General features: G+C 54.6%; 9 protein-coding genes and 1 tRNA gene. 5 read left to right on the top strand and 5 right to left on the bottom strand.

Translation table 11 applies throughout. The features are described 5' to 3' along the window. The first annotated feature begins 296 nt into the window (after positions 1 to 296). The 5 genes from C5Y83_RS21605 (at position 297) to C5Y83_RS21585 (ending at position 7,753) form a co-directional block, all read left to right on the top strand. A complete protein-coding gene (locus tag C5Y83_RS21605) occupies positions 297 to 1,553 on the top strand; it encodes an efflux RND transporter periplasmic adaptor subunit (protein WP_105331799.1) in 1,257 nt (418 codons plus the stop codon). A gap of 62 nt (positions 1,554 to 1,615) precedes the next feature. After that, the gene (locus C5Y83_RS21600) at positions 1,616 to 5,023 is read left to right on the top strand and encodes an efflux RND transporter permease subunit (protein WP_105331798.1); all 3,408 of its coding nucleotides are present in this window, start codon (positions 1,616 to 1,618) and stop codon (positions 5,021 to 5,023) included. 161 nt (positions 5,024 to 5,184) lie between these two features. After that, entirely contained in the window at positions 5,185 to 5,991 is an 807-nt protein-coding gene (locus C5Y83_RS21595) for a TPM domain-containing protein (protein WP_158262450.1), read from the top strand. A gap of 12 nt (positions 5,992 to 6,003) precedes the next feature. Beyond that, complete coding sequence (locus tag C5Y83_RS21590; protein WP_105331796.1) at positions 6,004 to 6,681, top strand: TPM domain-containing protein; 678 nt, start codon at positions 6,004 to 6,006, stop codon at positions 6,679 to 6,681. Between the two features lie 517 nt (positions 6,682 to 7,198). Continuing rightward, positions 7,199 to 7,753: a hypothetical protein gene (locus tag C5Y83_RS21585; protein ID WP_146117865.1), complete on the top strand. Its 555-nt coding sequence runs from the start codon at positions 7,199 to 7,201 to the stop codon at positions 7,751 to 7,753. A 94-nt stretch (positions 7,754 to 7,847) separates the two neighbouring features. Here the strand turns inward: C5Y83_RS21585 and C5Y83_RS21580 are convergent. The 5 genes from C5Y83_RS21580 to C5Y83_RS21560 all read right to left on the bottom strand — a co-directional run bounded on the left by C5Y83_RS21580 (position 7,848) and on the right by C5Y83_RS21560 (position 12,535). Continuing rightward, positions 7,848 to 7,920: transfer RNA gene (locus tag C5Y83_RS21580), tRNA-Lys, on the bottom strand. A gap of 202 nt (positions 7,921 to 8,122) precedes the next feature. Continuing rightward, complete coding sequence (locus tag C5Y83_RS21575) at positions 8,123 to 10,051, bottom strand: sigma-54-dependent Fis family transcriptional regulator (protein WP_105331794.1); 1,929 nt, start codon at positions 10,049 to 10,051, stop codon at positions 8,123 to 8,125. A 148-nt stretch (positions 10,052 to 10,199) separates the two neighbouring features. Further along, the gene (locus tag C5Y83_RS21570) at positions 10,200 to 11,219 is read right to left on the bottom strand and encodes a PDZ domain-containing protein (protein ID WP_105331793.1); all 1,020 of its coding nucleotides are present in this window, start codon (positions 11,217 to 11,219) and stop codon (positions 10,200 to 10,202) included. A gap of 61 nt (positions 11,220 to 11,280) precedes the next feature. Next, a complete protein-coding gene (locus C5Y83_RS21565) occupies positions 11,281 to 11,991 on the bottom strand; it encodes a hypothetical protein (RefSeq protein ID WP_105331792.1) in 711 nt (236 codons plus the stop codon). Positions 11,992 to 12,010: 19 nt separating this feature from the next. Continuing rightward, positions 12,011 to 12,535, bottom strand: coding sequence for an RNA polymerase sigma factor (locus C5Y83_RS21560; protein ID WP_105331791.1), 525 nt, complete (start codon positions 12,533 to 12,535; stop codon positions 12,011 to 12,013). Positions 12,536 to 12,703: the final 168 nt, after the last annotated feature.

Below are 12,703 nucleotides of genomic sequence, written 5' to 3'. Positions count from 1 at the left end.
AGCCGTATCTAAAAATTGTCGATCAAAACCGATAACGCATGGCCCCCAGTCAAGCGTCATTCGTAAAGAACTTGCTCAGGCCACCCTATGGCGACAATTCGGATGCTAACCTATTACGATCGGTGATTTCGGCAAGTAGTACCCACGATTCTGTGATGGTGGTACAACTCCCGAGAACGAATTACCGCTACATCTGTCAAAATGCGAAGCCTAACGAGTCGCCAGGCACACGCCGCCAATGCGATTTGAGTTAACGATGGGATGCCGTGACTTCCACCGACGAACAAGAGAGACCAATGATCCAATCACGAATGCTTGTCGCATGTCCCGTATTCGCCATCCTGGCCCTCTTGCTGGTAGGTTGCGGCCGCCATCGCGAATTGCCCAAAACGGGACCACCACCGGTAACGGTCGCCCCTGCGATCAAACGCCAAGTGGTTGATTTTGACGAATACACGGGCCACGTCGAAGCCATCTCTTCGGTCGATGTTTACGCCAAGGTATCTGGCTACCTCGAAGAGGTCGCTTTCCAAGATGGGGCGATGGTCAAAGAGGGAGATCTTCTGTTCTTGATCGATAAACGCACCTATCAAGCTGAGTACGATCAAGCTGTCTCCCAGCGGAATCTATATCAAGCACGCGAAAAGCTAACCAAGACGACCTTAGCTCGAAACGAGAAACTGGTCGGTAAAGGTGCCGTTAGCCAGGAAGCGTACGACGAATCGGTCGCCCAAGCGGATGAAGCAACTGCTCAGGTGCAAGCCGCCGAATCAGACATCGCTGCTAAGAAGGTGAATCTCGATTACTGCACGATCAGCTCCCCAATTGCCGGCCGAATCGATCGTACGTATGTCACCAAGGGAAACCTGATCCAAAGTGGCGTGGGCAATCCAACGTTACTGACGACCATTGTTTCGGTCGATCCGGTTTATGTTTATTTCGATGTCGATGAATTGGCACTGTTGGGTTATATCGAACAACATGTTGCTCAAACCGATGGTCGCCCTGATGGTTCCTTGAAAGAACGTAAGATCCCAGTCGAAGTCAGCTTGGCCGATGGGACCGTTTATCCCCATCGAGGCATGATCGACTTCGGTTCCAATCAGTTGGATGCCGCGACTGGTACGTTAACCGTGCGAGCCATTATCCCCAATCCAGATGGCGTACTGCGACCAGGACTGTTCACGCGTATCAAGGTCGCCTCGGGCGCGCCTTACGACGCCGTCCTCGTTCCGCAACGTGCGATCGGTGCCAATCAAAGCAACCGATTTGTTTATGTGTTGGACGAATCGGGAAACGCTGTCCAAAAGCCTGTCACGCTGGGCACGAAGCAAGGACCTCTTCAAGTGGTTAAGACCGGCTTGAAAGAAGGAGAGCAAGTCATCATCAACGGCACCTTGTTGGTGCGACCTGGCAAGCCTGTGAAAGCGGATCACTCGACCATGCCGGAACCACCACCGGTTGAGAAAGACTTACTACGCAGCGAAGACCAGGAAAAGCCTTCTGCTGACGAAACCAAAGCGGAAACCGAGGACAAGCCTAAGGAATCTTAGTCTCGAATCGAAAACGGTTTCGCCACTGAATTAGCCGAACAACCTCGCGGAAGGAAAGCACCGTGCTCGCTCGCTTCTTTATCGATCGACCCATTTTTGCCTGGGTTATTTCGATCATCATCGTGCTGATTGGCACCATTTGTTTATGGATTTTGCCAATCGCCCAATACCCCGAAATTGCTCCGCCGACGGTATCGGTTACCTGCCAGTATCCTGGGGCTAGTGCCGATGTGGTTGCTAAAACGGTCGCTGCCCCCATCGAACAACAAGTCGTGGGTGTAGAAGACTCTCTCTATATGTCTTCACAGTCGGCCAGTGACGGTTCGTATACGCTAACCGTTACGTTTGCTCTGGGAACCGACTTGGACATGGCCCAGGTTCTCGTTCAGAACCGCGTTTCACAAGCCATTCCGCTGCTTCCTGATGTGGTTCAACAAACGGGCGTGACGACGAAAAAGAAGTCCCCCAATATCTTGCTGGCGGTCAATCTTTTTTCCGACATCGATCCCGATACGGGCGAGCCGATGCTAGATGACCTTTATCTCAGCAACTACGCCACGATTCAGCTGCATGACCGAATTGCCAAACTCGACGGCGTGGGTGACGTGCAGATTCTGGGACAACAAGACTACAGTATGCGCATCTGGTTGAATCCTGATGCCCTCGCGTCGCGGTCGATTGCAGCCGGAGAAGTTATCGATGCCCTGCGCGAACAAAACGTGCAAGTCGCCGCCGGTCAGATCGGGCAGCCACCGGTTCCAGCCGGCCAGGAAATGCAGCTTACCATGACAACGCTGGGCCGCTTGGAAACGACGGAACAGTTCGCCGACATCATTATTAAAACAGGCGACGATGGTCAGATTACGCGAGTTCGTGATGTGGGCCGAGTCGAACTCGGTGCCAAGAACCTCAATACTCTCTGCCGTTACGACGAAAAACCGTCGGTCGGCTTGGGTGTCTTTCAATTGCCGGGCTCAAACGCGCTCGACGTGGGTGAAAGCGTTAAACGCAAGATGGAGGAATTGAAAGCGAAATTCCCGCAAGGCCTGCAGTATGAAATCGGTTACGACACGACTCCGTTCATCGAACAATCGGTCGAAGAAGTCTTCAAGACGCTGCGCGACGCGATCATCCTGGTGGCGATCGTGGTGCTTTTCTTCTTGCAAGACTGGAAAGCGGTGATGCTACCGCTGATCGATGTCGGAGTTTCGTTGATTGGTACGTTTGCCGTGATGGCCATGATGGGCTTCACACTCAATAACCTAACGCTGTTCGGTTTAGTGCTGGCGATTGGTATTGTGGTCGACGATGCCATTGTGGTGCTCGAAAACATCGAGCGTTGGATCGCGATGGGCTATAAAGTCCGCGATGCGACGATCAACGCCATGCAGGAAATCACCGGCCCGATTATTGCGATCACGTTGGTGCTTAGCAGCGTGTTCTTCCCGAGTGCGTTTCTGGGTGGGATCACGGGGCAGTTTTTCCGCCAGTTTGCATTGACCATTGCGGCGGCAATGCTGATCTCAGCGATGAACGCTATGACGATGACGCCCGCACGGGCAGCGTCGATCTTTAAAGATCCGGTGCCGGGCGAAGACCATACAAAAGATCGCGAAGCGCTTCCTTGGTGGGGTATCGCTATCTTGTTCGGCCTCCTGTTTGTCTGGCTGGCTGGCAAACTGATGGGAGGTTCCGGCGAATCAGAGGGTGCTGGACTCGACCTGTGGATCAAGGCGGCTGTCTTCGTCCCTGGTGCGTTCCTTGGCTATCTTCTATCGCATACCGTTAACCGCGTGCTGGGTTCGATCTTCAGTGTGTTTAATCGTGCCTTCGATTGGGCGACCGATCATTACGGTCGCGGGATTGCCTCACTCTTACGAATCAGCGGCGTCGCCCTGGTGGTCTATGTCGGCCTGATTGGCTTGACCGGCTACGGCTTTACCGTCGTCCCGACAGGCTTCATCCCGACGCAGGACCAGGGCTATTTGATCTTGGATGTCCAGTTGCCAGACTCGGCTTCGCGAGAACGAACCGATGCCGTGATGAGCAAAATCGAAAAGATCGCCATGGGTACGCCGGGCGTTCTGCATATCGTGGATGTCTCTGGTCAGTCGTTCGTGCAAAACGCGGTCACCTCGAACCTCGGCGGTGGCTTCATGGTGCTCAAGCCGTTCTCGGAACGACGCGATCACACGCTCTCATCCGAGGCAATTGCCAGCGACCTGCGCAAGAAGTTCTCCGAGATTCAAGAGGCTCGCATCTCCGTCTTCGAGGCTCCGCCGATTAGCGGTTTAGGGAACGCTGGCGGTTTCAAGCTGATGGTCAAGGACCTGGAGGATAACGGCTACTCGGCGCTGCAAGCTCAGGCCGACAACCTGGCCAACGTTGCGCTCGAACAGCCTGGTATCGTGGTTGCGTTTAGCAGTTTCCGAGCGAACACCCCACAGCTTTATATCGATATCGACCGCGAGAAGTGTAAGTCGATGGGGGTCGATCTCGATGCCGTCTTCCAGGCACTTCAGGTCTATTCCGGCGGCTTCTATGTGAACGACTTCAATCGCTTCGGCCGAACTTGGCAAGTGAATGCTCAGGCTGAATCGAAGTTCCGCGTGAACGCCGACTCGGTTCGTCAGTTCAAAGTGAAAAGCCGAACGGGCGAGATGGTACCTCTTGGCACGCTGTGCACCATCGAAGACAGCACCGGGCCAATGTTCATCAATCGCTACAACAACTTCCCTGCGGCAGCGATCAACGGTGTCAACGTGCCATTCCTCAGCACAGGCGAAGTCTTGGAACTGATGGACCAATTGGCGGAAGCCGAGTTGCCAGAATCGATGGAAGCCGAATGGACAGAAATCTCGTTCTTGCAACAACAAGCGAGCCAGTTCACGTCGTTCAAAGATGTGCTCCAGAACCCAATTTCTGCGTTGATTGGTGCGGTGATCTTGGTTTACTTGATTTTGGCCGCGCAGTACGAAAGCTGGGAATTGCCGGTGACCATTATCCTGGTGGTGCCGATGTGTGTTCTCGCCGCTTTGACGGGCGTGTTCATCGCTCAGATGGCCATGAACATCTTCGTGCAGATTGGGTTTGTGGTGCTGGTGGGGTTGGCGTGTAAAAACGCCATTCTCGTGGTCGAGTTCGCGAAAGACTTGATGGAAAAAGAGAACAAACCCCTTCTCGAAGCAACGGTTCAAGCATGCGTGACACGACTTCGACCGATCGTGATGACCAGCTTCGCGTTTGTGCTCGGTGTTGCTCCACTGTTGTGGGGTCATGGAGCCGGTGCGGAAATGCGGTATGCGTTAGGCGTGGCCGTGTTCAGCGGTATGTTGGGCGTGACCGGCTTCGGCTTGATCTTCACGCCAGTGTTCTACTACGTGGTGATGAAGATCCTACAGAAGGAAGGCTTGGATCCGATCCATCATGAAGGGCACGAGCCACCACCAGAAACGCCGAAAGAAGCGTAACACAATCAGCTACGCCAAACTTTGCTCGACATGCTAGTCCTTGAGTAGCCCCCAACCCGGGGGCTACAATCTGGGAGCAGTCTATCTGCTTTGCTTCCCTGATGCCTGTTGATACGCCGCGGATCAATCCACTTGCGCGCGAATGGAGTACCCCCATCCCGATGGAAATCAGACGTCACCTTAGGTCGATCGCGTTCACCCTCTGCACGATCGGCTTGCTATTTGGGACATTCGTCTCGCAAGCCTCGGCTGTACATATCGACTTAGAGCCGCCCGGACCGCGAGAATTCATTCGCGATCAGGCCAATCTGATCTCACCCGAAGACAAAGAGAAGATCCGCGAGATCTGCGACAAGCTACTGACCGATACGGCAACCCCGATTATCGTCATTACGATCGAGTCGATGTCGAAGTATGGGGGCGAAGGGATGCGAATCGAAACCTTCGCGACGCTACTATTCGATCAATGGGGCATTGGGCAAGCCACTCTCAATAATCAAGAATGGAACACCGGTATTTTGCTGCTCGTCTCGCGCGACGACCACAAGGCCCGCATTGAACTTGGCGGTGGCTGGGGACGACGCGAGGATGCCCTTTGTCGGCAGATCATGGACGAGCAGATCATTCCCCGTTTCAAGCAAGGTGAGTTCTCGACCGGAATCTTAGCTGGCGTCGAGTCACTCGACAAAATGGCGCGGAAGTTAGAACTGCCAGCCGCTCCAGTTCCTTGGTGGCAGTATGCGATCTGGATCGGCTTCTTCGGGCTGGCCATCTTCACCGCCGTATCGCTTTACCGACGGGGTTCAAGCGGATGGGCCTGGCTGTTTTGGGGCGTCGTTTTCACGGTCATCGGTGCGATTCTTTACCAGATGGCGACCAGTCGCGGCAGCGGAGGAGGCGGCGGCTTCAGTGGCGGATCGTTCGGTGGTGGCTCGTCAGGTGGCGGTGGTGCCACAGGTTCTTGGTAAGGAAAGTCGATCATGCAACGCGCAACCAGCCTCTTCAGCCAAGAACAACGCCAGCGAATCGAAGCCGCAGTCACGGCAGCGGAATCGCAAACGTCCTGCGAGATCGTTCCGGTCGTCGCGACCCAATCTGGCCGCTACGATCGAGCCGAGGATGTCGTCGGCTTATGGCTGGCCGCCATCGCGGCGATCACCGTTTGGCTCGTCTTCCCCCGCTCAGTCAACGAACCTGGCGATTGGTCTGGCCTGACAATCGATCTAGGCCTGATCGCCCTGGTGGTCAGTATCGTCGTCGCATTCCTCTTCGGGGCGCTCGCCGGCAGCCAAATCGGTTGGTTGCGTCGTTTGTTCACCCCGCAACAGCAATTGCAGGAAGAAGTCGGCGCACGAGCTCGCATGATCTTCTTCGACCAACGAATCCATCACACCAGCGGCGCAACCGGCCTGTTGATCTACGTTTCCCTCTACGAACACATGGCCGTCGTCCTCGGCGACCAAGAGATCCTCGACAAAGTCGGCCAACCGATTCTCGACCAGCTTTGCGAACAACTAACAACGGCCCTGAAACAAGGCAACCCAACGGAAGCCCTGGCAACGGTCATCACCGAAGCCGGTAACCACCTGGCTGGCCCCCTGCCCCAAGCAGCAGACGACGTGAATGAGTTGGCAGATACTTTGGTATTGTTGGATTGATTGGCAACTCTCCGTCGTTTGCGGTACGATTTCAACAGACGGTTAATAGTGCAAACCACTTTACTCTCGTTTCAACGCCATGAACGAGTCTTCAAAGATTACGCGACCACGCCTACTCCGCTTTCGATTTAGTCTGCGAGTGTTACTGCTATTCATACTCGTACTTTCTTTGCCACTAGGTTGGCTTGGGCGACAAATCATTCGGTCGCGACGAGAGACCGCTTTTGTAGCAAGAGTGTCGAAAGCTGGCGGGGATGCTCGATTCGACTACAACGCAGCCGTTCCAGGCTTCCCGGCAGACGAACCGAAAGGCTCTTGGCTGCTGCGCCAGGCATTCGGCCAGAATCTCTTCTCATACGTATGCTCAGCAGACCTAAGCAAAGTAAAGAATCCAAATGTCTTCGAGACCAGCCTTGGCCAAATGTCAAAGCTCCAAACGTTGACTTTGCCATCGGGGCCGTTGAGTGATGAGCTAGTTGAAAGCGTCGCAAGTCTGCCAGACCTGTGGGAGCTTTCATTGAATGGATCTTCAATCACACCTGCCCAGATGCGGCGATTGGCCAAATCCAAGTCAATTGGTGCCCTTCGTCTCGGTGGCGAGGCCGCTGCCGATGAGGTCCTTGAGCAACTTCATCACTTCAGGCATCTTCCCAATGTCGCCATTCTTGGCGGCGCCACCACCGATCGAGGCCTACAAGCACTCAAACAAGTCGACTCTATCTACTTTTTAGAGATTCATGCGATGCCATCGGTCACAAACGCAGGCTTCCACGACCTCATAGCACTTCCCAACCTTCGGACACTTGAAATAACTGGAACGCAAATCACAGAGGCTTGCGTAAAGGATCTAACCAAGATGCCTCAGTTAGTTCTCGCTACGATCTCCCCTGGCAATCTCAAACTTCAATACAACAACCCACAGATGATTCGGCTTGATACCCTGGAACCGATTGACATCCCCAATCCGCAATTATCTCGATGGGATTGCGGACCGCCCGATGATGTCCAGTGCGTCCGCTGCGTTCGGGTAGAAAAGAACTTGATCCAAATCGACGTCTGGGATGTGCCTTAAGCCGCAAAATGAGATAAGAAGCTATTCTATTCTTCTGAAGCACCGAGCAGCGCATAAGAAAAGCCCCAAGGGTTTCACGCGAAGGGCTTAAAAGTGCTCCCTGTTGGAATCGAACCAACAACCTACTGATTAAGAGTCAGTTGCTCTGCCAATTGAGCTAAGGGAGCTGTCTAGTTGATCTTAGGAGAAGTGAGGACCGAATTAGGTTCGCTTCTTCTAAGTGGTTTTCGCCTTGTGGGCACTCTTGGCCCTCAGGGAAACGCACAATGTACCGCTTTTGTCGGCGTCGGTGAAGTGCCCACTTGAAGATTTTCAGGGGGAGTTTTGCCAGCGAGTCGCCGCAACTGCCGTAATCAGTGGGATTTGGGGCTAATCGCGTTCATCCAGCAGGCCCAGCTGTTTCATCTTGCGGTGCAGATTCGAGCGGTGGAGGCCCATGTTTTTGGCAGCCTGGCTCATGTTGCCGCCACTTCGCTCCAGGTGATAGCTGATGAAATCGGCCTGAAAGCGGTCGGTTGCCTCGGACAAATCAAGCTGGGCCGGAACCTGTTGCACCTGGGGGCCGTTATTGGTATCCAGCGGAAGCATCTCGGCGGTAACGATCTCGCGATCGCAGAGAAAGGCGGTCCGCTCCATCGTGTTGCGGAGCTCGCGGATGTTGCCGGGCCACATGTGTGACAACAAGCGGTTCTTCGCATCGCTTGATAGCATCGGCGGATCACGGCGAGCCTTACGGGCAAACTCTGCCAGAAAGCGTTCGGCTAGGATCAGAATGTCGTTGCCCCGATCCCGTAGCGGAGGCAGATGCAGCGAGACGACGTCCAGCCGATAAAACAAGTCTTGGCGGAAGAGATTCTCCTTAACCAGCTTGGGCAAGTCCTGGTTAGTTGCGGCGATCACACGAACATCGACTTCGATATCAACTTGACCCCCGAGTCGCGTCAAGACTTGGTTTTCCAACACGCGCAACAGCTTCGCTTGCCCCGGCAGACTCATGTCGCCGATCTCGTCTAGAAAGAGTGTGCCACCGGAAGCCAGCTCGAACTTGCCTGGTCTCGATTCGTGAGCTCCGGTGAATGCCCCTTTCTCGTGGCCAAATAGTTCACTTTCCAGCAGCGTGTCGGGCAACGCCGCGCAGTTCACCGATACCAACGGCTGTCCACGTCGATTGCCGTGGTAGTGAATCATACGGCTGACAACTTCCTTGCCAGTGCCGTTCTCACCCAGTACTAAAACCGGCAGCTTCGTGGCCGAAATACGATCGATGTTCTTACGCAGTTCGAGCATGGGAGGCGATTCGCCGATAAGCTGGATCTCCGCGGCCTGAGCGGCGGCAATTCGATCACGACTTTCCAAGAGTTCGGCTATCTGCTGCGAACTTTCCAGTACCGCAGCCGCGTGCACGGCGATCTCTACCAGCCCTTGCTCGTCCTGGGTCGTGAAGTTACCGCTGCGTTTGTTGATCAGCTCGAACGCGCCAAACACCCTGCCCTTGCGATCTAACAGCGGCACACACAGTAAACTGCGCGTGTGGAATTCAAGTTGTTTGTCGATATCGCGATTGACTTCATGACCAAGCATGTCGTCCACGCGCCGCGGTTGGCCGGTTTGCACAACCGCACCGACCACCCCCTTGTCGTCTGGCACAACCAGCTTGCCGTCTTCGACCCCCAGGGCTGGCCGTCCCACCAGGATGTGCTTGGGCTTATCCCACAGAAAGATGCTGGCACGTTCGGCAGCGAAAAATTGCGTTGAGCATTCCGCCATTTCGTTCAAAAGGGAAGGCAAATCGTCCGTTTGATGCCAACGCTGCACCATCGAGAGCATCGCTTTGAGATGTGTTGCCCGTTGCGTTTGCGTCAAGTTTTCGAGAAAACGCTGCAGAGCAAAATGGAGAACCTGGCTGGTCGCTTGCAACTGCTCGGATGTTAGCGCAGCCGCTCCTTCGAGAATGACGATTCGATTAGGCTCGCCAAGCAGGATGATTGGGATTGCAGCCGTTGTCCCCGGTGTAACGTCGGCCTGCAACCAGTCTCCCAACTGGGAAGTCGTGACTTTTTGTGCCGAACCAATCGCGACGAGTCGTTTCCAATCGCCACTTGGCCCTTGCTGCTGAAATTGCACCGCACTACAGACCGTGGTTGCTTGCAAGACTTGGCCGATGCCTTGACAGAACTCGGTCAGATCTTGGGCCGATTCCACAACCGACCAGATCCCAACAATCAAGGTTCCCAACGCGGGATGAGAGGGAAGCTTCTCACGGAGAGAGGCCAGGAGATCATGGTGGGAATGATTCATACTTGAGGATCGAACAACGGCTTAGGAAACTTGGTTGGGCTGGTTACGTTATACAAAAAAAGCCGCCAGTCCACGATCGTGAACTGGCGGCGTTACGTCGGTTGGCCCCAGAGGAAGAACCAACCAGGCAGGTTTGGTAGGCTACCGCTTAGACTTCGTCAGATTGTCCGAGGTCTTTCTGCGGCTGACCTTGTTCCAATTGGATGCGTTCCATTTGTTGATGCATTCGTTTCATCATCTCTTGCATCTCACGCATCTGCTGTTTCATCTCTTGCTGCATTTGCTGTTGCATCGCCTCGACATTGGGAGGCATAACGACTTTGCCTGGAACGAACTGCCCTGGCTGTCGCTGGATCATCATGTCTCTGAGTTCGCTGAAGGGAACGTCCTTGCCGCCGAAGATGATTGGTCCATTGGTATTCTTTGCCAGAAAACGCTTGGCAATCGGACGCAGATCTTCAGGAAGCTGGTCAATGTCGTCAGCCGTCACATCCCAAGACTCGCCTTCGCGTTCAATATGAAGCTTCGCCGGGGCATCCCCCTTCTTCTCGACACGAATCATCAAGTTTTGCGGCAGATTATCTTCCAACAACCGCAGACGAACATCGGGTGGCACCATCTGTCCGGGACCGAAAATGTGCAGCCGGGCCCCAGGACCGCCGCCGTTCAACGAGGGAGGCATCATCCCTTCCATTCCGATGTTGGCTTGGGGAACGACAGGGTTTTCCGGCGCGATCTCTGGCTTCACTGTGAACGACTCGATCTCGAAGCCGCGTAAGACTCGTAAGACGATCGCCTCTCCTTCACCTTGACGAACGATGTCGACGATTTGCTCAGGCGAGGTTACGGCTTGGTCGTTCACTTTCAGGATATGGTCGCCTGCTTGGAGTCCAGCTTTGGATGCTGGGCTGGCATTGGCAACACCGGCGACCATGGCGCCGCCATCTTTCAGGCGTTCGACGTGTTGCTTCAGGATTGCTGGCGTGGGTGCCAATTGAATCCCGAGCCAATAGTGTTTGACTTCTTGTTTGGCCTTTTCGGCGTCCGGCTGGACTTCTGCCGCACGATCTTGCTGAGGCTTTTCGTCTGCCGTGGCATTGTTCCACAGGGGAGCCGCAACAACGCCGGCTGCCAAAAGACCTGTTGCGAACAAATATCGGACCTTCATCAACTCACTCCTTTTTGCAAGGTGTTCTCTACGCGTACGTTTTCGAGAATGAATCGGTAACTTAGTGAAAGGGAAGCTCCGGCTTGTCGTGCACAATCACTTCCTGCATTGGCACGACAACCTTATTGCCGTTATCTAACGTCACGGGAATCAGTCGATTGTAGGTCTCGACTGGACGCCCTTCGTCTTTCAGTTTTTGTAATTCCTGAGCCGAGATGCCGACCGATTCGTCCCACGGCTGTTGGGGATCGTAAGGGCGGTCAGGATCGACTGGAATCGGAATCCCTGTCGTATTTTGACCATCCCACTGATTCACATACACAAACTTCGGCTTCTGAACTTCATGCTGTACCCCGGGAACAGGTGACGTATTCACAGGATTGTTATCTGTGATCTGAACGGAAGGGTTACTCCCGCCCGTACCGACATCGTCGTCGAGGGTGGAGATATACCAACCCAGACCAAAGGCAATCGCAATGCTCGCTGCCATCGCCGAAAGTCGCTCGACACCGCGGAAAGAATTCGATTCTCGTTCTTTCAAGGAAGCCGCCGGAGCCGGCTCGGCCTTGGGGGGGAACCGGGCCGGCTCTGTCAACAACGGCAGGGTGTTGCCGAGTGCCTGCGCTTCGAGAAACGCGTGGGCACAACGTCGCCAACCATCTTGGCTGCCCTCCAACTCGCTGAGCACCTGACGGTACTCTTCCGTGGAAAGCTCGCCATCGACGAGGCGGTCGAGCGTTTGATGATCGATTGGGGAGGATTGTTCGTTCATGGCTCGAAATCGTTTTCGTTTACGTTCCCGTCGAGATCACTTCGCGGGCCAACAGTTTTTCTCGCAATCGAGCCCGTGCTCGATGGAGCCGAGCCTCGACAGCGCTCTCGCTGACACCCAGCCGCTTGCTGATGTCCCGGTAACTCCACTGCTCGGTGTATTTGAGCAGCAGAATCTCAGCATCCCGGCGGGGAAGTTCGCTCATCGCTCGACGAACCATCTCGTTACGTTCTTCGGCGAGAAGCCAGTCCAGTGGATTGGTTCCACTTTCGCTCGGGGGTGGTGCGTTTCGCTGGACGTTTTCGTGTAACTTCCGAATTCGTCCCTGCTTACGGCGATACAACAAGGCCTGACGGATGGCGATCTTGTATAGCCACGGCCCCACAGCGCTGGGGTCCCTAATCTGCTGCCAGTTTTCCAGCGCTGCGGTGACCGTTTCCTGCATCACATCATCCACTTCCACAGGACTATGCAGCCGAGCGTACAGCGCAGTCCTCAGCCAGCGCTCGTGCTGCTTTAGCAGTTCTGCGGGCTGAAGTGTCACGTTTTCTCCTGAACGCTCGATGGCTTTCGTCCTGATCTGAAGGGGTAGTTACCGGCACGCTGGAAATCTTGCAGGCCTTATCGATTTTTTTTGGCAAAATTTCTCAGGTCGCTGTGCAATCAATCTCAAACAACTGTACTACGTACGGAATTCCGATACGGTTTGCTC

This window comes from Blastopirellula marina, from assembly GCF_002967765.1.
Lineage (GTDB): Bacteria > Planctomycetota > Planctomycetia > Pirellulales > Pirellulaceae > Bremerella > Bremerella marina_A.
This window is presented reverse-complemented; position numbering and strand designations above follow the sequence as displayed.